General features: G+C 35.1%; 21 protein-coding genes. 14 read left to right on the top strand and 7 right to left on the bottom strand.

The annotated features are described in order from the left end of the window. Positions 1 to 38: 38 nt before the first annotated feature. Positions 39 to 710 (bottom strand): hypothetical protein, encoded by a 672-nt coding sequence (locus tag RN605_RS10740; protein WP_313324683.1) that lies wholly within the window; start codon positions 708 to 710, stop codon positions 39 to 41. Positions 711 to 855: 145 nt separating this feature from the next. On the opposite strand from RN605_RS10740, the gene RN605_RS10745 reads away from it, so the two are divergent. Beyond that, on the top strand, positions 856 to 1,794 hold the full coding sequence (locus tag RN605_RS10745) for an L-threonine 3-dehydrogenase (protein ID WP_313324684.1): 939 nt from the start codon (positions 856 to 858) through the stop codon (positions 1,792 to 1,794). Positions 1,795 to 2,063: 269 nt separating this feature from the next. Here RN605_RS10745 and RN605_RS10750 read toward each other — a convergent pair whose 3' ends face one another. The 3 genes from RN605_RS10750 to RN605_RS10760 all read right to left on the bottom strand — a co-directional run bounded on the left by RN605_RS10750 (position 2,064) and on the right by RN605_RS10760 (position 5,066). After that, positions 2,064 to 2,564, bottom strand: a complete 501-nt coding sequence (locus RN605_RS10750; protein WP_313324685.1) for a nuclear transport factor 2 family protein — start codon at positions 2,562 to 2,564, stop codon at positions 2,064 to 2,066. Between the two features lie 66 nt (positions 2,565 to 2,630). Next, a complete protein-coding gene (locus RN605_RS10755; protein WP_313324687.1) occupies positions 2,631 to 3,968 on the bottom strand; it encodes an ammonium transporter in 1,338 nt (445 codons plus the stop codon). Between the two features lie 150 nt (positions 3,969 to 4,118). Next, a complete protein-coding gene (locus tag RN605_RS10760) occupies positions 4,119 to 5,066 on the bottom strand; it encodes a hypothetical protein (protein WP_313324689.1) in 948 nt (315 codons plus the stop codon). 377 nt (positions 5,067 to 5,443) lie between these two features. Here RN605_RS10760 and RN605_RS10765 point away from each other — a divergent pair, with 377 nt between their 5' ends. The 5 genes from RN605_RS10765 (at position 5,444) to RN605_RS10785 (ending at position 10,975) form a co-directional block, all read left to right on the top strand. Continuing rightward, positions 5,444 to 6,052, top strand: a complete 609-nt coding sequence (locus RN605_RS10765; RefSeq protein ID WP_313324691.1) for a hypothetical protein — start codon at positions 5,444 to 5,446, stop codon at positions 6,050 to 6,052. A gap of 80 nt (positions 6,053 to 6,132) precedes the next feature. After that, complete coding sequence (locus RN605_RS10770; RefSeq protein ID WP_313324693.1) at positions 6,133 to 6,801, top strand: carboxylesterase family protein; 669 nt, start codon at positions 6,133 to 6,135, stop codon at positions 6,799 to 6,801. A 264-nt stretch (positions 6,802 to 7,065) separates the two neighbouring features. After that, positions 7,066 to 7,272 carry a helix-turn-helix domain-containing protein gene (locus RN605_RS10775; protein ID WP_313324695.1) on the top strand — a complete coding sequence of 69 codons (207 nt, stop codon included), beginning with the start codon at positions 7,066 to 7,068 and terminating at the stop codon, positions 7,270 to 7,272. Further along, a complete protein-coding gene (locus tag RN605_RS10780) occupies positions 7,265 to 9,244 on the top strand; it encodes a DUF2075 domain-containing protein (protein ID WP_313324697.1) in 1,980 nt (659 codons plus the stop codon). The genes RN605_RS10775 and RN605_RS10780 overlap by 8 nt, the downstream gene beginning before the upstream one ends. Positions 9,245 to 9,295: 51 nt before the next feature. Further along, positions 9,296 to 10,975 (top strand): T9SS type A sorting domain-containing protein, encoded by a 1,680-nt coding sequence (locus tag RN605_RS10785; protein ID WP_313324699.1) that lies wholly within the window; start codon positions 9,296 to 9,298, stop codon positions 10,973 to 10,975. On the opposite strand, the gene RN605_RS10790 is transcribed toward RN605_RS10785, so the two are convergent. Together RN605_RS10790 and RN605_RS10795 are read right to left on the bottom strand one after the other, a co-directional pair. After that, positions 10,976 to 12,256 carry an amidohydrolase family protein gene (locus RN605_RS10790; RefSeq protein ID WP_313324701.1) on the bottom strand — a complete coding sequence of 427 codons (1,281 nt, stop codon included), beginning with the start codon at positions 12,254 to 12,256 and terminating at the stop codon, positions 10,976 to 10,978. Positions 12,257 to 12,376: 120 nt separating this feature from the next. Beyond that, a complete protein-coding gene (locus RN605_RS10795) occupies positions 12,377 to 14,395 on the bottom strand; it encodes a M13 family metallopeptidase (protein WP_313324703.1) in 2,019 nt (672 codons plus the stop codon). Between the two features lie 143 nt (positions 14,396 to 14,538). Here RN605_RS10795 and RN605_RS10800 point away from each other — a divergent pair, with 143 nt between their 5' ends. From RN605_RS10800 to RN605_RS10820, 5 genes are all read left to right on the top strand, one after another. Beyond that, entirely contained in the window at positions 14,539 to 15,495 is a 957-nt protein-coding gene (locus tag RN605_RS10800; RefSeq protein WP_313324705.1) for a 2-hydroxyacid dehydrogenase, read from the top strand. A gap of 65 nt (positions 15,496 to 15,560) precedes the next feature. Beyond that, positions 15,561 to 15,902 carry a TM2 domain-containing protein gene (locus tag RN605_RS10805; RefSeq protein WP_313324707.1) on the top strand — a complete coding sequence of 114 codons (342 nt, stop codon included), beginning with the start codon at positions 15,561 to 15,563 and terminating at the stop codon, positions 15,900 to 15,902. Between the two features lie 2 nt (positions 15,903 to 15,904). Beyond that, positions 15,905 to 16,312 (top strand): DUF2752 domain-containing protein, encoded by a 408-nt coding sequence (locus tag RN605_RS10810; protein ID WP_313324709.1) that lies wholly within the window; start codon positions 15,905 to 15,907, stop codon positions 16,310 to 16,312. Further along, positions 16,309 to 16,746 (top strand): DUF4870 domain-containing protein, encoded by a 438-nt coding sequence (locus RN605_RS10815; RefSeq protein ID WP_313324711.1) that lies wholly within the window; start codon positions 16,309 to 16,311, stop codon positions 16,744 to 16,746. The genes RN605_RS10810 and RN605_RS10815 overlap by 4 nt, the downstream gene beginning before the upstream one ends. After that, positions 16,743 to 17,540, top strand: coding sequence for a M48 family metallopeptidase (locus RN605_RS10820; RefSeq protein WP_313324713.1), 798 nt, complete (start codon positions 16,743 to 16,745; stop codon positions 17,538 to 17,540). Before RN605_RS10815 ends, RN605_RS10820 begins: the two co-directional genes overlap by 4 nt. A 29-nt stretch (positions 17,541 to 17,569) precedes the next feature. Here RN605_RS10820 and RN605_RS10825 read toward each other — a convergent pair whose 3' ends face one another. Next, the gene (locus tag RN605_RS10825) at positions 17,570 to 19,372 is read right to left on the bottom strand and encodes a lysophospholipid acyltransferase family protein (protein WP_313324715.1); all 1,803 of its coding nucleotides are present in this window, start codon (positions 19,370 to 19,372) and stop codon (positions 17,570 to 17,572) included. A gap of 160 nt (positions 19,373 to 19,532) precedes the next feature. On the opposite strand from RN605_RS10825, the gene RN605_RS10830 reads away from it, so the two are divergent. The 3 genes from RN605_RS10830 to RN605_RS10840 all read left to right on the top strand — a co-directional run bounded on the left by RN605_RS10830 (position 19,533) and on the right by RN605_RS10840 (position 22,463). After that, positions 19,533 to 20,294 (top strand): exodeoxyribonuclease III, encoded by a 762-nt coding sequence (locus tag RN605_RS10830; protein ID WP_313325835.1) that lies wholly within the window; start codon positions 19,533 to 19,535, stop codon positions 20,292 to 20,294. 32 nt (positions 20,295 to 20,326) lie between these two features. Further along, positions 20,327 to 21,292 (top strand): OmpA/MotB family protein, encoded by a 966-nt coding sequence (locus RN605_RS10835; RefSeq protein WP_313324717.1) that lies wholly within the window; start codon positions 20,327 to 20,329, stop codon positions 21,290 to 21,292. Between the two features lie 130 nt (positions 21,293 to 21,422). Beyond that, positions 21,423 to 22,463, top strand: a complete 1,041-nt coding sequence (locus tag RN605_RS10840; RefSeq protein ID WP_313324719.1) for an aldo/keto reductase — start codon at positions 21,423 to 21,425, stop codon at positions 22,461 to 22,463. Position 22,464: the final 1 nt, after the last annotated feature.

The following is a 22,464-nucleotide window of genomic DNA, read 5'->3' on the forward strand; positions in this document are numbered from 1 at the left end:
ATGTTCATAGGTTTCAAAAAGCGATGAAGATTTCAAACTTATGGTTTTGGAATTAGTGATTTACGTCGTTCTCTTATTTCTTTCAGTCTTTTTTCAGATTGAATTTGCTCAGGAGTTTTTACTTGAACGGGTTCTGGATTACTTGAAGGAATGGCACGAGTAGTGTCAAGCATTCTAATCATGTCTGCTTCACCATCTTCCATTTTAATTTGATTCTTTTGATCTATTTCGGCAAATTGAAGTTGTAATGATTGAATTTCTTCGTTTATTTCAGGGATAAGTGCAATAACCTTCTTTTCAGGGATTGTTTTTAAATTGATGAATAAATTCAACGAGTTTATTTTAGTGATAATAGCAGAAATTCTGCTTTTAACTTCTGGTTTGTTGTATGTAGCTGGTATGTTATTGTTCAATTCAGAGGCTTTTTGCGAAAGTATTTTTGCCTTTTTCTTAAAAGCGCCGATACTGCTTTTAGGTTTTTGATTTAGTTCGTTAAGAAACATTCTCCACTCAGCCCAATTTTTAGTCAAGGTCAATGAACTAGCATTCATAGCACGACCACTAAAATTCCAGTTTTTATTAATGATGTTGAATACTTGCTCTTGTTTTTGTTGTTCTTTTTCTTGCTCTAATTTACGTTGTTCTTTTTCATCGATACATGAAACTAATAACAACATTGAAGTAATAAAAACAACTATTTTTTTCGACATTTTTATAAATGATTTGAAATACAAAAGTACAAAGGTAATTAGAATTACCGTAGTCTTAATGTTATAAGATTGCTAAAAATACGCAGTGTTTTTAGTTATTCAAAATATACGAAAACGTTATCTTTGCACTTTATTTAACAACACTATGAAAACAAAAGTACTGATTATTGGAGCTTGTGGTCAAATTGGAACCGAGCTAACACATAAATTAAGAGATATTTATGGAATTGATAACGTTGTGGCTTCCGATATTAGAAAGCTGAACAACGATGTGGTCAATAATGGTATTTTTGAAGTAATTAATGCTTTAGATTATAATCAAATTGAGCATTTGATTGAGCAATATCAAATTACCGATGTGTATTTGATGGCGGCATTGTTATCTGCAACTGCTGAAAAGAACCCAGCCTTTGCTTGGGATTTGAATATGAACTCGTTGTTTCACGTGTTGAATTTAGCCAAAGCCGGAAAGATTAAAAAGATATTCTGGCCATCGAGTATAGCGGTTTTTGGACCAACTACACCTAGAATCAACACACCTCAATATACCATCATGGAACCCACAACGGTTTATGGTATCAGTAAACAAACGGGAGAACGTTGGTGTGAGTATTATAACAAGCAATATGGTGTTGATGTTCGAAGTATTCGTTATCCAGGTTTAATCAGTTGGACTACTGAACCTGGTGGAGGAACAACCGATTATGCAGTAGACATTTACCACAAAGCTTTGAGCGATGGCGCTTTTGAATGTTTCCTTTCTGAGGATACAGCCCTGCCTATGATGTATATGGACGATGCTATCAGAGCAACGATTGAGATTATGCAAGCCGATGAGGATAAAATTAAAATACGTTCTTCGTATAATTTATCGGGAGTTAGTTTTACTCCAAAAGAAATAGCTACCGAGATTAAAAAACACATTCCAGACTTTACCATTACTTATAAACCTGACTTCCGTCAAAAGATTGCCGACAGTTGGCCTGCCTCTATTGACGATAGCAACGCTAGAGAAGACTGGCAATGGAAGCATCAATTTGATTTGGCAAGCATGACCATTGAGATGTTGGAAAACCTAAAATAAATTAGAAAGCGCTGTAACTATTAAATTACAGCGCTTTCTTTTCAATCAAAACAAACCTAACCAAACCTTGTATAATTGAAAAATCAGTATCTAAAAAGTTGAAAGTTTAGATATAAACACCACTCCGATAAATAATGACGATACTAATAAGAATAGTATTGTGCTGTACAACCAGTTTATTTTTTTATTGATATCCATATCTTATGTTGCTTTCTTTCATTCATATACGAGAAAGAAGCTGATATGGTTTTACGGATTGATAAAAAAGATTACTTCTTCTGCAAATCTTTTATTAGTTGGGTTTCAATAGCGCTTTTAATAGCCACTACATCTTCTACTTTTTCGTTAGGAATGGTCATAGAAAGGACATAGTGTTTTATTTTCCAACCTTGGTCGGTTTTTATTAAAACGCCTGAGCCACGGCAAATCTTCATTTGGGTATCCAGTAGTTCATCGAACCATACCATTTTTTTATCTGTACTGAAAAAGATGTGACGTTCTAATGCGGTGAAGTTCCATGCCTTTCCTTTGTCGAAATAGGGTTTTGCAAAAGCTTGAAAGGCGGTTTTGTTCCAGTTTTCGGTAGCATCAGTTCCAATGAAGATAGCGTCTTCGGTGAAGGCTTCAAAGTAGTTGTTGAAGTTGGCAGTAGCGGCTGCTTTGTGCCAATCGTTTAGGAACTTGTCTATTTTTTGTTCTTCGGTTAGTGGAATGTCTTTTTTAGAACCACAAGCCGAAAGGATAAGCAACAGGAAAATGTATTTTTTCATAACCAAAAAGTTTCCTTAAAGATAAGAAGTTCTTTTTAGATAGTAAAGGTAATAAGGAATAACCGTTTAAAACTGTTCTCCGTGTTGTGATAAGTCAAGTCCTATTTGCTCTGATTCTTCGGTAACTCTCAACGGAATAATCTTGTTGGTTAATCGGAATAAAAGGTAGGCACCGCCAAAAGTGAAAACAGAAACCAATAACAACGCTAGCATGTGATGACCAAATACCCCAAAGCCACCGTGTAATAGACTTGCGTTTTCGCCTTGAGCAAAGATGGCTGTCAATATCATGCCTACTATTCCACCGATACCGTGACAAGCAAAAACATCTAGGGTATCGTCTATTTCTTTTAGCTTTTTCCAATAGACCATCTTGTTAGAAATGATGGCGCCAATGAATCCGAAGAAGATACTTTGGGGAATGGTGATAAATCCTGCCGAAGGTGTAATCACTACTAACCCAACTACGGCTCCGATACAAGCACCTAATGCCGATACGTTTCTACCGTTCAATCGGTCAAGGAAAACCCAGGTTAGCATGGCTGCTGATGAAGCAATGGTAGTGGTGGCAAAAGCCATGGCTGCAGTAGCATTCGCTGCTAGTGCCGAACCAGCATTGAAACCAAACCATCCGAACCATAGCATTCCTGTACCAAGAAGTACAAACGGGATATTGGTTGGGATGTGTTCGCTGTTTTTACGTTTGCCCAGTACCAGTACACCCGCTAAGGCAGCAAAACCTGCACTGATGTGTACCACGGTTCCACCAGCGAAGTCTTTTACGCCAAAGAAACTTCCTAACAAACCATTAGGATGCCACACCATGTGACACAAAGGCGCATAAATGAAGATGGAGAACAAACAAATAAACAATAAGAACGAGATGAAGCGGATGCGTTCCGCTAGTGCGCCGGTGATGATAGCAGGAGTAATCACGGCAAATTTCATTTGGAATAAGGCAAAAAGGATGAACGGGATAGACGAGGCTAAGTTTTTATGAGGATGTGTATCTACAAAGTCAAAGAAGGCAAAATCAGTAGGGTTGCCAATGATTCCATAGTGAACGCCATTGATGGTTGGTCCTATCGGTTCGCCAAAAGAGAGTGAGAAACCAACAACCACCCAAAGCAAACCGATTACACCCAAACAAATAAAACTTTTTAGCATGGTAGAAATCACGTTTTTCTTGCCTACCATACCTCCGTAGAAGAATGAAAGACCGGGTGTCATCAGTAGCACTAAGCATGAAGCTGTTAGTAACCAAGCAACATCGGCGAAATTGATGGTGTCTTCGGGATTAAACAAAGTGTTGTTTTCTGCGGTTTGATGTGGCCAAAACAACCCTAAAAATGCTACTAAAGTGATAATGATGAATGAAGTAATCCAGCGTTTTTCTAAAGCCATAATTATAACTACTATTTTTTAACCCTAAAAATTATGGGGTAAAGATATTAAAAAATATAAATAATTATAATTAGTGTTTAAAAAAATAGGGGTACTGGTTAATAAATTTAGTTTTATTAATCAATAACGGTGTTTTTAATAGGGGTAAGGTTATTTGCCTGCTGCTTTTGCTAATGTTTTAAGGTCGGATGCTTTTAAATTAAAACCTGAACCCGAAAAATTGCTATAGACTATCAATCCGGTTTTAGAATTAGTCACAGTAACAAAGTGGTCGTTGCCGCTTTTGATTAATAGTAAATAATAAATATTAGTGTCGGAAGTGTTGATTTTAGTGTTTAGTTCCTCAATGCTGACCACCTTATATGAAAAAGGATAATCGGCTAAGAGTTCTTTCTCCTCGTACTTTTTGCTTTCGTCTCCAGAGTTTTTAGAGAACTTGGTCAACACATAATCGGGTAGGTAAAGCGTGGTGCTTGCTAGTGCTTTTACTTCGTTGGTGTCCATAAACTCTTCTTTGTACTCGCGTACTTGCCCGACAGTAAGTGAGGTGCAAAGCATTTGAAGCATGTTGCCAAATACTCCATCACCCCAATTTTTAAGGTGTCCGCTGGCGTCATAGTCTATGCGGTAGAGTGAGCTTGGGTTGGCTTGGGTAAGGTAATCTGGGAATAATTCAAAGGTAGCGAGGCTTATTTTGTCGGCTTGGTTGAAGTGACGGCGTTTTTTTGAGTCGTAAGTGTACTTGCCGTTGGTAGTCCAAAGTTCTAGGAATACACGGGTTTCGGTGTTGGCGGTTGGGCTGTTGCTGCTTGACATCTTACCCCCAATGGTGATGAAACTGGCGTTGGGTTGAATGTGTTGCTCTACTTCTTTATAGGCGATGCATTCTATTTTTGAGAATGTCCAGTATTTTTTGGCGGCTGCTACAAAGGCTGCCGCTTTTGGTGAAGCTGGATCTTTCATGGCAATGTAGGTTGTGCCGTCTTTTATTTTTGCCAATTCGTCGGTGTTGGAGATGCTGATTTGGGCTGATGTAGTAGCCATTGCAGCTAGCGCAAGCAGGTTCAATAGTAGCTGTTTGAAGCGGAATGGTTTCATAGGCTAAAGCTTATTATGGTTTATCAAACATACTAAAAAAAATAGTAACTCTTTTATTTCTCGATGCAACTGGGAGCAGTATTGATATAAATGGCTGTAAATCTTATAGATATTCTTTGTTTAGAATGAATTTTTAGTATCTTTATCTTTACTATTATACGTTATATATACGTCATAAACACGTTATATATACGCTATATATACGTTATAAATAATAAGAATACTAACTTAATACAACAATTATGGCTAAACAAAAAGGAATTGTAACATTAGTTGGGACCATTGATGGACTCAATTTTTATGTACGAAAAGGGAAAAACTGTGTCCGAAAAGCGGGCGGAGGATTTACAAGAGAAAAAATTAAAAAACTACCTTCAATGATTCGTGTTCGAGAAAATGGAGGAGAGTTTGGGGATGTATCTCGATTTAAGAAAAAATTTAAAGATTTGTTGTTTCCCTTTTTTGGGAGTTATAACGATACGACTTTACATGGCAGAATGATGAGTTTGTTTCAAAAAGTAAAGGTTTGTGATGAGGTTTCGGTGCGAGGTGAACGGAAGGTTGGGGTTGGATTGACTACTGATGAAGGGAAATTGTTGTTGCAACGGTTTGGGTTTACAGAGAAAAGTGTGCGTGCTGTTTTGCCCGGAAGGTTGGTTTATCATCCTTCGACTTATTCCTTGGAAGTGACGGATTTTGATATCAATTCTTCAGATTTCCCTAAAAGTGCTGCTATAATGGAGTTGCAATTTGGTATAATGGCTTTAGATGACTTACTTTTGCCTTCCCAAATTTTCATGAGTACGCCGCAGTATTTTGATGCTCAAAGTACGGTTACTGATTTTGTAATGACGCCGAATGAATTGCCGCCAAGTGGTGTTGTAACCATAGCCGTAGCTGGGGTTCGGTTTTATGAAGTGGTGAATGGTGAACGGTATTTGCTGAAGGCTTTGAATCTTCAGAGTGTTGAGGTGGTTGGGGTTTAGGTTAGAGGCAAGAAACAAGAAGCAAGATTTTGGCTCACTCAAAAGGAGAGGATTTTTTTGAAAAATAGATAATAGATTTTATGAGAAAGTATTGGATTGTTTTTTTGTTTTTGGGTTATGTTGGGTTTTCGCAATTGAAGGTTGTTAAAGGGAAAACTGATTATCCTTTTTGGATTAATGTGCCTGAAAAGGAAGAAGCGCAACCGTTGCTTATTTTTCTTCATGGGAAAAGTTTATCGGGGACGGATATTAACCGCGTGCGTCGTTATGGGGTTTTGTATGCTATGGATAGAGGGAAAACCATTCCTGCTATTGTGGTAGCGCCACAATTGGCGAGTGGTTCGTGGAACCCGGATAAGGTGTTGGAGGTTTTGGAATATGTGAAAGCCAATTATAAAGTAGATACGAAGCGCATTTATGTGTGTGGTATGAGTTTAGGCGGTTATGGAACGATGCATTTTGCGGGGAAATATCCTGAAAAAATTACTGCTGCAGTTGAGATTTGTGGTGGTGGTAACACGGCCGATGGTTGCCGATTGGCGACTATACCCACTTGGCTAATTCATGGCGATAAAGATTTTATTGTAAAAATGAGTGAATCGGAAAAAGTATATGATGCTATTAAAGCCTGTAATCCCGATGCCGATACTCAATTTACGGTTATTAAAGACGGGAATCATGGCAATGTGGAACGCCAGTTTCACCAGGATGCTATTTATGATTGGTTGTTTTCGAAGGTTAAAAATTAGTTTGCTTTGCTAGTCGCTTCGCTTGTTTCAAGTTTCGGGTTTCAAGTTTCAAGTTTGCTTCGCCAGTCGCTTCGCTCGTGTCAGGCTTCAAGTTTGATGAGCAAATAAAACCATAAATAAAGCAGGCTACAAAACCCAAACCCAAAAAATCAACATCTCCATAGGAACTAGAACCGACCTTAAAGTTATTTTAGAAAAAAATTAAGGAATAATCCCGACTATACTCCGTTGTTTTAAAGTCTACATTTTCTAAAATTTGCTTATATGGATATTAAGCAAAAATTCGGAAATAGAATAAAAGAATTGCGTAAGCAAAAAGGGTTATCACAAGAAAAGTTAGCCAACTTGGCTGAGGTTGATAGAACTTATTTGCCAACAATCGAAAAAGGAGAACGTAATGTTTCTATAGAAGTTGTTGAAAGACTAGCAAAAGCACTTGACGTTAAAATAAAAGATTTATTCGATGAATAGGGCATATTATTCTGGCTCTATTGATGAGTTTCTAAAAGAAGATTCCGTTTCAATTTTTGGCAAAATTTCAGGAAATTATGATTTAAACAGACAAGAAAAACAGCAATCAAATGCATGGAAAAAGCAAATTGAAATATTAAAAAAATCTATCTCATCCTTTAAGGGAAAAATTTATTTTGAATTTACTATTCCAAGAATGGGTAAGAAAGTTGACAATATTTTAATTATTGACAACTGTATTTTTGTTGTTGAATTTAAAATTGGTTCTGAAATTTATGATAGTTATGCAAAAGAGCAAGCTTTTAATTATGGTCTAGATTTAAATAATTTTCATGAAGGAAGTCATAACCAAAACATTATACCAATATTAGTATCTAGTGATGCACCATCAGTTAAAAATGTAATTTCAAAAAATATTGATGGACTATATAACGTAGTTTGTGCTAACTCATCAAATTTAGAAGGGGTAATAAAGCTCATTTTAAATGATTTAAAATCCGAAAAGAAAATTGATGTTTATTTTTGGGAAAACTCAATTTACAAACCAACTCCAACTATTATTGAAGCAGCAACTGCATTATATAAAAATCATAAAGTTGAAGACATTACTAGGCATGATGCCGGTGCTGAAAATTTAGCAGTTACATCAAAATGTATCTCAAAAATTATTGATTATTCTAAAATCAATTCAAGAAAAACAATTTGTTTTATAACAGGTGTTCCCGGCGCAGGAAAAACACTTGCTGGTCTGGATATTGCAAACTTGCGTTCAAATTATCAAGAGGAAGAACATGCAGTTTTCCTTTCAGGAAATGGGCCACTGGTTGATGTTTTACGAGAAGCATTAGCAAGAGATAAAGTAAAAACTGCTAAAGAAAATGGGGAAAATTTATCAAAGGAAAATGCAAAATCTCAAGTTAAATCATTTATACAAAATATTCATCATTTTAGAGATGCATCTTTAAGAGATGACAAAGCACCGATTGAGAAGGTAACAATATTCGATGAGGCTCAAAGAGCTTGGACAAAAGAACAAGCATCGAGTTTTATGAAAAGAAATAAAGGAAATTCAGAGTTTAATAAATCTGAACCTGAGTTTTTAATTGAAGTAATGGACAGACATAAGGATTGGTGTACAATAGTATGTTTGATTGGCGGTGGACAAGAAATAAATACAGGTGAAGCTGGTTTAGAAGAATGGATAAGACCTTTTGAAAATAATTTTAAAGATTGGGACATATATTATTCCTCAAAAATTGTAGATGACGATAATTATATTAAAGATGAAAAAGCATTAGAAATTTTAAAAAATAAAAAAGCAGAACGAAAAGATGAATTACATCTTTCAGTTTCATTAAGATCTTTTAGAAGTGCTCAATTATCAAATTTTATTCAAGAAATTATTAATAATAATTTAGAAAAATCAAAATATATATATACAGATTACATTCAAAAAGATTATCCAATAAGAATAACAAGGGATTTAGATAAAGCAAAAAATTGGTTAAAAAAGAAAGCAAGAGGAAATGAAAGAACAGGAATAATTGCTTCATCCGGAGCAATTAGATTAAGACCTTTTGGTTTAAATGTTAAAGCAAAAATTAATGCTCCAATTTGGTTTCTAAATGATAAAGATGATATTCGTTCATCATTTTTTTTAGAAGAAGTTGCTACTGAATTTGATATTCAAGGTTTAGAATTAGATTGGACTTGTGTTGCTTGGGACGGAGATTTCTTTTATAATAAAGAAAGATGGAATTATAAAAAATTTACAGGAACAACTTGGAAAAAAAATGAAAACTCAGAGAGAATAAAATATTTAATAAATTCTTATAGAGTTTTATTAACTAGAGCAAGGCAGGGAATGATAATTTACATACCATGCGGAAATGATGAAGATATCACTAGACCATCATTAATTTATGATGGTACTTTTACTTTTTTCAAAAATATTGGAATAAAAGAAATCTAAAATTTAATACATCTTAAATTAGGTCCTATCAATAAAACCAAACAAACCAAAATGCAAAACCACATCAGAACTCTTATTTTACTTGTTCTTACTGGATTAAGTTTCAACTTAACGGTTGCTCAACTCACTATCCTTGATGAAACCTTATTAACTCAAGCTAGCTATAACACCTTTACACCGGTAAGCGTAACGGGAGACCAAAACTGGACTTTCAGTTCGTCGTATGGTGCTGTGTGTACAGGCTATGTTGCCGGGCAAAACTATGCCAACGACAATTGGCTTATCAGCTCTACCATGAACCTGACACAAGCGGATAATGTAACGCTTAGTTTCAGGCATACCCGTGGAAGTGCTTCGGTGCTCAATGTTGGTGTGGCCGAAGGTTGGTATAAGGCGTATGCTACTGCAGATTATACGGGAGATGTAAGTACCACACAATGGGTAGAACTTACGGGGTTTAATCAAAATGTTTCCTTTGCTTGGGGTTATATAAACTCGGGGTTTTTGGTAATTCCTGAGGCAGCGCAATCGGCTACTACACGCATTGCTTTTCGATACCAAAGCAGTAACACCCAAAGTGCTACCTGGGAAATCAAAAACGTGAAGGTAACGGGCCAGTTGGCGCCCAATCCGAACATGAGTGTTTTTAAGATTACCAATTGGAATACACAATGGTTGGGCTGTGCCAGTTTTGGGCCAACCGATGAAACTTTGCAATTGAACAATGTAGTTACTGCAATGCAATTTATGAATTCGGATATTTATTGTTTGCAAGAGGTTACGAATTCTATAGCTTATCCTACGATAGCCTCGTTGGTAAATCTTTTGGGAAGTGATGTTTGGGATGGTGCTATTGTTCCTTCTACTACCGATGATTGTGACCAGCGACAGGGTATTATTTATAAAAAAAATCGGGTGCAATTGGTAAGCTCGACTTTATTGAACAATGGTAATGATGCTCAAGGGAATTCGTATTACTATAACTGGTCGAGTGGTCGCTATCCTGCGTTGTATAAAGTAAATTTGATTACTGAAAGTGGGATAGAACCTTTAACGATTGTTAATATACATGCTAAAGCTGAAGATGGCAACCCAACGAGTTATACGCGCAGGTTGGGCGGTTCGGAAGGGTTGAAAGCTATTTTAGATGGTTCGAATTATAATGCAGACCGACTGCTTTTTATTGGGGACTTCAATGATTTTTTACAAGGAACTTTCAGCACGAGTTGTAGTTGTACTAATTCGCCTTATAAAAACTTTATGGACGACACGGCTAATTATACTGGACTTACCCAAAATATTTTTGATACGTATGTAAATCGACCAATTATTGAAAATATTATGATGTCTAATGAGTTGGTGGGTAATTATGTTCCTTATAGTGTTGTTCAGGAAGTGCCTGTGAGTTCTAATGCTATTATTCCTAATTATTTAGGAACTACTTCAGACCATATACCTGTGAGTGCTCAATTTCAATTTCAAGTATTGTCTAATCCTCAGTATGAGTTGACTTCAAGAGCTTTGGTGCTTTATCCTAATCCGGTTACTAATGCGTTGCATTTTGAAACAACTGCCTTAGAAGACCAGACTGCGGTAGCAGTTTATGATTTAACGGGTCGTGAAATGCGTTGTGAAAAAGTAACTGCTAACAGTATCAACGTTGGGGCATTGCCAGTTGGCGTTTATTTGTTGAAAGTTGGGAATAGAATAGGACGGTTTGTGAAGGAGTAGTTAATTTTGTTTATAAATTACACCTTCTTTCATTACAAAGGTTACCTTAGTTACTGCATTACTGTCTATGGTTGGGTCGCCATCTGTAGCGATGATGTCGGCCAGATAACCCGGTTCGATAACTCCTATTTCTTTGTCTTTATCCAATAGCATCGCATTGGTTACGGTAGCTGTTTGGATGGCTTTTATCATAGGCATGCCTCCTTCGGTCATGTAAATGAATTCTTTGGCATTATCCCCATGTGGAAATACAGCAGCGTCGGTACCAAAGGCAATAGGTACTCCTTTTTTATATGCTTTGGCAAACATTTGCTGTAGCTTTGGACCGATGGTTAATGCTTTTGGGACTACTACTGCAGGATAATAATTTGGTATGGTAGCTTTTTCGGCAACATATCTGCCGGCAGAAAGTGTTGGCACCAGATAGCAATTGTATTTAATCATTAAATCCATTGTGGCTTCGCTCATTTCGGTTCCGTGTTCTATGGTTTTTACACCGCCTTTAATTGCGCGTTGCATGCCTTCATCGCCATGTGCATGAGCGGCTACTTTCATGTTGTAGTCTTTGGCAGTAGTTACTATGGTTTCAATTTCTTCTTGGGTGAACTGCGGATTGGCACCATTAGCAGCTACACTAAGCACACCTCCAGTTGCAGTTATCTTAATCCAGTCGGCTCCGTTTTTGTAACGTTGTCTTACTGCTTGTCGTGCATCATCAATACTGTTTACCACTCCTTCTTTTGGACCAGGATTTCCCATAAGGTCTTTTCGATACCCGTTGGTTGGATCGGCATGACCGCCTGTGCTGGCGAGTGCTTTTTCGGCTGTAAAGATTCTTGGACCAATAACTTTACCTCTGTTAATTGCATTTCGTAAAGCTACATTTACACCACTTCCACCTAAATCTCTTACTGTTGTAAAACCAGACATGAGTGTTGTTTTAGCAAATCCTTGTGAATCGAATGCTACATCAGCATCGTTAAGAGTAAATCCGTCTAAATAGTGAGTCGGACTGGTTTCTCCTTCTATATGTACGTGCATGTCTATCCAACCCGGCATTACTGTTTTGTCTTTTAGGTCAATTACTTTATCCTCGGGAGAAGTTGGAGTGCTAAATCCATTTTCTATTCTGCTTATTTTTTTGCCAGAGACTACAATGGTTTTACTTGTTAGGACTTTTCCGTTTCGGGTATCTATTAATTTACCACAATGGATGTAGGTGTCTTGTGCAACTATTACTAGAGAATAGCAAAGACAATAAACGAAGAATAATTTTTTCATTTGGAATGGATTAGATTTTATAAATGTAGTAAAAAAATGGTTTTCCTATTTATTTGGAAAAGAAGGTAAAATAAAAAACCCAACGCTAAGATTGGGTTTTATTATTTGTACTAAAAACGATTACCAGATTTTCACTCTCTTCTCAGGAGCAAGGTATAATTTGTCTGTTGGTTTGATGTCAAATGCTTCATAGAATTCAGGTACGTTTCGCACCACACCGTTTACTCTGAATTGCGCTGGTGAATGTGGGTCGGTTGCTACTTGAGTACGTAGTGCTTCATCTCTTGTTTTTTCTGCCCATACTTGTCCCCAGCCTAGGAACACACGTTGGATACCAGTATAGCCATCCATAACCGGCGCTTCTTTTCCATTCAAAGACATTTTGTAGGCTTTAATCGCGATACTTAATCCACCAAGGTCACCGATGTTTTCCCCTAGAGTAAAGGCACCATTGACATTTAAATCTGGGAATACTTTGAATTCATTGTATTGTTCAACCAAGGCATTTGTTTTTGCTTTGAATGCTTCTAAATCGGCTGGTGTCCACCAGTTTTTCATTACACCTTCTCCATCAAAAGTACTTCCTTGGTCATCAAAACCGTGACCAATTTCGTGACCGATAACTGCTCCAATTCCACCATAGTTTACGGCATCATCAGCATTCATATTGAAGAAAGGCGGTTGTAAAATAGCTGCCGGGAATACGATTTCATTCAATGAAGGATTGTAGTAGGCGTTTACTGTTTGAGGCGTTAAACCCCATTCGCTTCTGTCAACAGGCTTTCCTAGTTTGTCAAGATTGCGTTGGTATTCAAACTCGGTTGCTCTTGCGGTGTTGCCGTATAAATCAGATTTGTCAATAGTAAGTTTTGAATAATCTCTCCACTTGTCTGGGTATCCAATTTTTACCATAAACTTATCCACTTTTTTAAGTGCTTCTTTTTTGGTGGCATCGCTCATCCAGTCTAATTTCTTAATGCTTTCAGCATAGGCTTTTAAAAGATTGTTGACTAATACTGTCATTCGCTCTTTAGCTTCAGGAGAGAAGTGTTTCTTCACATACACTTTTCCAACGATTTCCCCTAAACCTTCATTTACTCTGTTTACTGCACGCTTCCAATCTTCCTGTTGTTTCTCGGTTCCGCTCATGGCTTTACCATAGAACTCAAAGTTCTGTTTGTCGATTTCAGTTGTTAGGCTAGTAGCTGCATTTTTGATTACTCCCCATTTAAGGAATGTTTTCCAAGTATCTATAGGTGTGTTTTTGATTATGTTGTTCAGACTTTTGGTATAATCAACTTGTGTTACTACCACTTTCTTTTCTTTATCAAAACCCGATTGGGTTAACATAGCTGACCAATCAAAATCAGGCATAAGTGTTTTTAAATTTTCTACAGGATATGGATTGTTTAACTTAACGATATCTCTGGTGTCTTCTTTTTTCATGTGGCTCGAAGCTAGCGTAGTTTCTAGATTCATAATTGTTTTTGCTTTTTCAGCAGGGTTTTCCATTCCAGCTAACGTAAGCATGGCTTCTACATGTGCTACGTATTTTGCACGCAATTCAGCCATCTTAGCATCAGTGGATAAATAATAATCTCTGTCAGGCAACCCTAAACCACCTTGCCATGTGATGGCTGTGTATTTTGTTGGGTCAAGAAAATCAGTATAAACCGAAATGCTGAAGGGAACATTTAAGCCTAAACGGTTGGCACGACCAAAGTAAGAAGCCAGTTCGTTATAGTTTGTGATGGCATCGATTTTTGCTAGCTCAGGTTTGATAGGTTCTATTCCTTTGCTGTCGCGTGTTTTTCTATCGATAAAAGAAGCATAGTAATCCCCAATTTTTTGTTCGTCGCTACCTTGGACATTGTTTCCTTTTGCTGCTTCTTCGATGATTGATTTTACATCTTTTTGAGATTGGTCTACAAGCATATCAAAAGCACCATAGGATGCTTTATCAGCTGGAATTTGTGTGTTTTTAATCCAATTTCCGTTTACAAATTTTCCGAAATCGTCACCAGGTTTCACCAAAGTGTCCATGTTTTTAAGTGAAATTCCTGAAGATAGAGTTTCTTTTTTTTGACAGGAAGTTGCTGCTAATAGAAGTGCAACGCCTGCAATTGCATAGTTTTTCATTATATGAATGGTTTTAATAGTGTGCTAATGTATAACTTTTTATGTTGTACTACGTTAGTGTTTGTTTTATGAAGAATGTTACAGAAAGGATAGATATTTAAAAATGATTCAAAATAAATTATCTTTACGCTTTACTTAAAAGGATGCTTAAAAACAATACCATTAGAATTCTTCATTTAGACAGCAATCATCAACTTTTGTGGGATCAACTTGAAAAAGCTGGATTCCAAAATGAGAATGATTACAATTCCACCAAAGAAGTGATTGAATCAAAAATTCATGATTATCATGGAATAGTAATCAGAAGTCGGTTTAAAATTGACAAAGCATTTTTGGATAAAGCGACCAATTTGCAATTTATTGCTCGTGTTGGTGCAGGATTGGAAAGCATCGATTGTGAATATGCTCAATTAAAAGGAGTTCATTTAATTGCTGCGCCTGAAGGCAATCGAAACGCTGTAGGTGAACATGCTCTAGGAATGCTTTTATCGTTGATGAATAAGCTTAACAAAGCCGATAAAATGGTTCGAGATGGTCAGTGGGTTCGCGAAGGAAATCGCGGATATGAATTGGATAGAAAAACGGTTGGAATTATCGGCTATGGTAACATGGGAAAAGCATTTGCTAAAAAACTCAGAGGCTTTGATGTTGAAGTTCTTTGTTATGATATTCAAGAAAATGTTGGTGATGAAAATGCGAAACAAGTTTCTTTAAATGAGTTACAACAAAAAGCAGATGTTTTGAGTTTACATATTCCTTGGACATCAGAAACAGATAAAATGATAAGCACAAAGTTTATTAACTCCTTTGCCAAACCATTTTGGTTTATTAATACATCGAGAGGAAAAAATGTTGTTACGAGTGATCTGGTTGAAGCATTACAATCTGGAAAGGTTTTGGGAGCTGGATTGGATGTATTGGAGTATGAAAAATTATCTTTTGAAAACTTATTTTTAGACACTGAAAAGCCAAAAGCATTAGAATATTTATTACATGCCGAAAATGTATTGCTAACACCTCATATTGCTGGTTGGACCTATGAAAGCCATGAAAAGTTAGCACAAACAATAGTTGATAAAATTATTAGACTGTATAAATAAAAAGTAGATTTATTATAAGAAATTTATATATTCGTGAAATCATTAACCTAACAAAAAATATAACAATGGAAGCACAAAAAGTAGACATGTTCATGATGATGAACTCAAAATTTTTCGAAAGTCATCATGTTCATGCTGTTAGAGAAAAATTATTAAGTATAGACGAATCAAAATGGGGAATGGTTCAAACACTTCAGTTTAAAGATCCTTCAACTGCTTTGATAATTTCAATAGTCGGTGGTGGTGCATTAGGGATTGACCGTTTTTTCATTGGTGACACTGGTCTTGGAGTTGCAAAATTACTAACTTGTGGTGGTTTGGGAATTTGGACTATCATCGATTGGTTTATGATTATGGGTGCTACTCGTGAGAAAAACATGGAATTATTCCAAAATTCTTTATATTAAAAATGACACGAAACAGGTTGTATGTTTTGATTCTTATAGCCTGTTTTTTCGGTGCACTTTATTTATTATATCAAATTTATTATTCAACGAATGCAGACACTTTTAGTGTTTGTCTCATTAAAAATGTAACCGGCTATCCTTGTCCGTCATGCGGTACAACGCGATCAGTAGTTTTGTTGAGCAGAGGTGAAATTATTTCATCTGTTTTGCAAAACCCATTCGGAATTATAGTTAGCTTGTGTATGGTAGTTTTGCCATTTTGGATTGCCTTAGATATTTTAAAAAAGAAAAGCACCTTCTATCAGTTTTATTTAAAAACAGAAACCATCATTCGAAAACCTAAAGTTGCTTTGGTATTAATTTTGCTGGTTATTTTAAACTGGATTTGGAATTTATATAAACATTTATGATACAAGAAAAACCTTTTGCATATCATCCAACAGAGCACGAAAAAGAAAAAGCATCCAATAGTTACTTGATGTCTTTAGTGGCTTTGATTGCTGGTTTGCCTTTGCCAATTATCAATCTATTGGCAACATTTTTCTTTTTCTTAGCAAACAGAAAAGGACCTTATTTTGTGAGATGGCATTGTACGCAAGCCTTACTTTCTCAATTAGCATTATTAGGAATAAACAGTGCCAGTTTCTGGTGGACTGTTTCTATTTTGTTTTCGGATGAAAAAGTTTCTAACGAATATTTTGCCTATATCTTTACGGTTATTGTATTCAATATTTTAGAGATTATTTCAACAATTTATGCTGCTGTTCAAACTAGAAAAGGAAAACATTTGGAGTTTTTGTTTTTTGGAGGAATTACTAATTTAATTTGCAAACCTAGATCATGAAAAAAACAATAATACAAGGATTGGCTATACTTTTGAGCTTTTTCCTAATTTGGTTTGGATTTTCTCAACTGGATTATGTTAAGTTTTTCAAAATCAAAGAACGAACCATTAATGTTGAGAATAAATTAGGTGATTTAATTTGGAATGAAATCAACCGAACAGAAGATGTAGTGTTGAATGATTCTATTACTAAAACATTGGATTCATTGATATTACCGATTTGTAAAGCCAACAATATTGAGCGCGATTCTTTAAAAGTTCATATTATTGATAAAGATGAAGTTAATGCTTTTGCATTACCAAATAAACATTTGGTGGTTTACACAGGTTTGATTGTTGATTGTAAAAAGCAAGAAGCTTTGCAAGGTGTTTTAGGTCATGAAATTGCTCATATTGAGAAAAACCATGTGATGAAAAAGCTGTCCAAAGAATTAGGGTTTTCAGTATTACTTTCGGCAACAACAGGTGGAAAAGGTGGACAATTGATAAAAGAAGTTTTCAAAACGCTTTCTTCTTCAGCCTACGATAGAACTTTGGAAAAGGAAGCCGATATTACTAGTGTTGATTATATGATTGAGGCTGATATTGACCCAAAACCTATGGCAGATTTTATGTATCAAATGTCTTTAGACAGTAAAATGCCAGATGGTTTTTCATGGATTTCAACACATCCTGAATCTGAAGAACGGTCTAAATATATTTTAGAATATATCAAAGGTAAAAAGCTGACAATTAAACCAACATTGACCGAGAAAAACTGGAAGGATTTTCAAGAACAAATAAAAGATTTATAAAAAAATCCCGAGCAATCGGGATTTTTTATTTATGATTTTGATGAGTTTTCTTTTCGTTCTAGTTCTGCCTGAAATTCTTCCATTACTGGTTTTACAGTATCTTCAGGTAAATCGGCAATTCGTATGTACATTAAGCCATCAATTGCATTATTAAATAATGGGTCAACATTAAAGGCAATCAATCGTGCATTTTGTTTGATGTATTTTTTAATTAAAACAGGTAAACGCAAATTTCCTGGTTCAAGTTCGTCAATGATTTTATCAAATTTATTCAAATCAGATTCGGTTTCATCAAAAATAAAGTCCTTATCGGCATCTTTTAGTTTTACCTTGAATTCTTTTTTTGGATGAACATATTGCGCCATGTAAGGATCATAATAATTGGATTTCATAAATTCAATCATCAATGATTTTGAGAAATCTGTAAATTGATTACTGATACTTACACCGCCAATTAAAAATTTATGCTCAGGATAACGCAACGTAGTATGAATTATTCCGCGCCATAATAAAAATAATGGCATTGGTTTTTGCTGGTATTCTTTTACGATAAAAGCTCTACCCATTTCGATAGATTTTGACATCATATCATATAATTCAGGTTCAAAACGGAATAAATCATTTAAATAAAATCCTTCTATTCCGTATTTTGCATAAATTTCAGAACCCAATCCCATACGGTAAGCTCCAGCAATTTGCTTAGTGTTTTCGTCCCAAAGGAACATATGACGGTAGTATTGGTCAAATTTATCTAAATCAATAGACTCATTTGTTCCTTCGCCAACTTCGCGGAAAGTAATTTCACGTAATCTTCCTATTTCGTGAAGTATATTTGGAATTTTGGAAGCATCACAAAAGAAAACTTCATAGTTTTTACTTTGAAAAAAACGACAATCGGTTTCTCTTAGTTTTTCAACTTCTGCAACCATGTTGTCTTGATTTGCAGGAGTAACTATTTTTTTAGGAGATTTTGGAATTTTTAAGCTAGTAACATTAATCAGTTTGCTTTCTGAATTAAATGAATTAGCCAACATATAGGTTTTCTTTCTTAAAAATTCAGAGTACTCATCTATTGTTGTGTATTCATTTTGCTCATTAACTGAAATAGGTTTTCCGATACGAACTTTAATTACTCTGTCTTTTTGAGTTAATAATTCAGAAGGTAATTTTGCCGTGCGCAACGTTGGATTTAATTTTGACAAAAAGTAAAAGAATTTACTGTTTTTGGCATGAAAATAAATAGGAACAACTGGAACTTGCGCTTTTCTAATTACTTTGATTGCGCCTTCTTCCCAAGCTTTGTCAACCACTAATTTCCCATCTTTATAGGTCGAAACTTCACCAGCAGGAAACATTCCTAGTGGTTTTCCATCGCTCAAATGACGTAGGGTTTCTTTAATTCCAACAACGCTAGATTTAGCATCTTTTCTGTCTTCAAAAGGATTTACAGGCATGATGTATTGCTTCATTGGCTCAATGCGGTGCAAAAGGAAATTGGCAATAATTTTGAAATTAGGTTCGCGCTCCAGCATTAATTTCAAAAGCAGTATACCATCAATTCCGCCTAACGGATGATTTGAAATGGTAATGTATGCGCCATCTTTTGGTAAACGTTTTAAATCTTCTTCAGGAATTTCGAACTTTATTTGAAATTCATCTAAAATTGCATTTAAAAATTCTACTTCGCTCAAATGTTTATTACGGTCGTAGATTTTATTTAAGGTCGAGATTTTGAGAGCTTTCATCAATAGCCAACCACAAAAAGTACCGAAAACTCCATATTTGTCTGCATTGATTGCTTTTGCAACCTCTTTGGCTGTTACTAACCCCATGTATTGATTTTAAATTTTGAGCAAAAAAACAAAGATAGTAATTCTCTTGAAAAATTTTCTTTAATTGAATGAAAAGAAAGAAATTCAATTGCTGATAAGTTTGTTAAAAAAGATAAAAGTATTAACTAAGTTTTTAGAAAATTTTGGGGAAATTTATACCATGAAAATTATTTCTTATAACGTTAATGGAATTAGAGCCGCCATAAATAAAGGCTTTATTGAATGGTTGCAACAAGCAAATCCCGATGTAATTTGTTTGCAGGAAATTAAAGCAACCGAAGATCAAGTGCCAGTTGAAGATATAACAAAAGCGGGTTATTCTTATCAATATTATTATCCAGCGCAAAAAAAAGGATATAGTGGTGTGGCTATTTTGTCTAAAGTGAAACCCAACCATGTTGAATATGGAACGGGAATTGAGCATATGGATTTTGAAGGTAGAAATCTTAGGATAGATTTTGATGATTTTTCAGTAATGAGTTTGTATTTGCCTTCAGGAACCAATATTGATCGATTGGATCACAAGTTTAAATACATGGATGATTTTCAAGATTATGTTGATGAATTGCGAAAAACCATTCCAAATCTTGTAATTTGTGGCGATTATAACATTTGTCATGAAGCCATTGATATTCACGATCCAGTTCGAAACAAAACCGTTTCAGGATTTCTTCCAGAAGAAAGAGCATGGCTTGATAAATTTATGAAAAAAGGAATGATAGATACGTTTCGTCATTTTAATAAAGAACCACATCATTACAGTTGGTGGAGTTATCGAGCAAATGCAAGAGCAAATAATAAAGGATGGAGAATTGATTATTGTTTAGTAACTACACCTTTAGAAAGCCGATTACAAAGAGCTGTAATATTACCCGAAGCCAAACATTCAGACCATTGTCCGGTTTTGGTTGAAATAAAATAAACCCCAAATTACTAATATAAAAAAATTTAAAAATGATTAAAAAAACAGTATTTGCAACATTGATTCTATTTTCGATGTCTTCGTGTGTTTCCAAAAAAATCTACAATGATTTAGAAAACAAATACACTGATTTGAAGAAGGAAAATAATAATCTTGCCGATGAAAATGAAGATTTAAAAAAGGCTAAAAATCTATTAGAAACAGAAAATAGTTCGTTGAAAGCAGAATTGGCAAAAATTAAATCGGAACGCGATAAACTACAAACGGATTGTAATGCGACTGCCAATAATTTGAAAGCATTACAAGAATCGTATAATGCGTTAGAGAAAAACAGTAGCGAAGCTTTGACGACCAACATGAACAAAAACCGTGAATTGTTGGCTCAATTGGATGCAAAAGAAAAAGCATTAGCAGCTGAGCAAAATCGTCTGAACAAATTACGTGACGAACTTTCTGCGAGTTCAAAAAGATTAAGCGAGCTGGAAAGCATGATTGCCAACAAAGATGCAGCGATGAAAAAGTTAAAAGAAACTTTATCAAAAGCTTTAAATGCCTTTGAAGGAAAAGGATTGACGGTTGAACAAAAAAACGGAAAAGTTTATGTTTCTATGGAGAACAAATTGTTATTCCAAACTGGAAGTTGGGCTGTTGGTTCAGAAGGAAGAAAAGCAGTAGTTGAAGTTGGGAAAGTTTTAGCTCAAAATCCTGATATTACTGTTTTAATTGAAGGTCATACCGATAACGATAAAATTATTGGAACTCTTGGAAGCGGAATTGAAAATAACTGGGATTTATCAACTAAGCGTGCTACTGCAATTGTAAATATCTTGGCTGAAAATACAGGAATTCAAAAGAAAAATTTAACGGCTGCTGGCCGTGGTGAATTTGCACCGTTGATGAGTAATGATACACCAGATGGAAAAGCAAAAAATCGTAGAATTGAAATTATTTTAACTCCAAAATTAGATGAAATTTCTAAGATGTTAAATGAGTTTTAACCAAACAAAAGATACTTAAAAAAAGGTTTAGCATTGCTGAACCTTTTTTATTATCATTTCTAAAAAATTTCTTAATCATAAGGATTAAACATTCTCAAAACCTTATTTTTGTTGAGCAAAATATTATTTCATGAACTATACTACTTTACCTAATACCGATATTAAAATCAGTAAAATTTGCCTTGGCACCATGACTTTTGGTAATCAAAATACCGAAGCCGAAGCACATTCTCAATTAGATTATGCTGTAGAAAGAGGAATCAATTTTCTGGATACCGCAGAAATGTATCCTATAGGTGGAAATGCAGAAATTTTTGGAAGTACAGAACGCTATATTGGAAGCTGGATATCAAAAATTGGTAAAAATGAAAGAGAGAAAATAGTTGTTGCTACAAAAATAGCCGGACCAAATCGTGGGATGGAATACATTAGAAAGCCATTAGATTTTTCGAAAAAAAGCATCCACGAAGCTGTAGAATTGAGTTTAAAAAATCTACAAACCGATTATATAGATTTATATCAAATGCATTGGCCAGAACGTGTGATGAATATGTTTGGTAAAAGAGGTTTATCGGAACTTGATATGAAATGGGAAGATAATATTTTAGAAATATTGACCATTTTTGATAGATTGATTAAAGAAGGAAAAGTAAAACACATTGGTGTTTCAAATGAAAATCCATATGGTGTAATGAAATTTTTATCAGAAAGTGATAAGCACAATTTACCAAGAATTGTCAGCATTCAAAATCCGTATTCCTTGTTGAATCGATTGTTTGAAGTAGGACTTTCTGAATTATGTATGAGAGAAAAAGTTGGTTTATTGGCCTATTCACCTTTAGGTTTTAGCTTTTTAACTGGGAAACATTTGAATGGAATTCAACCTAATTCAAGATTAGGTTTGTTTCCACAATTCACAAGATATTCAAACGAGAATTGTTATAAAGCAACTCGATTGTATAAAGAATTAGCAGAACAAAATGGATTAACTTTAACGCAAATAGCTTTGGCTTTTGTAAGCGAACAATCGTTTGTCACTTCAACCATAATTGGAGCAACAACAATGCAGCAGCTTAAAGAAAACATTGATGCATTTGAAGTTAAACTTTCAGAAAATATAATTAAAGGAATCAATAAGATTCAAGAATTACATCCTAATCCTGCACCATAAA

Origin of the sequence: Flavobacterium sp. PMTSA4 (genome assembly GCF_032098525.1) — a bacterium.
GTDB lineage: Bacteria > Bacteroidota > Bacteroidia > Flavobacteriales > Flavobacteriaceae > Flavobacterium > Flavobacterium capsici.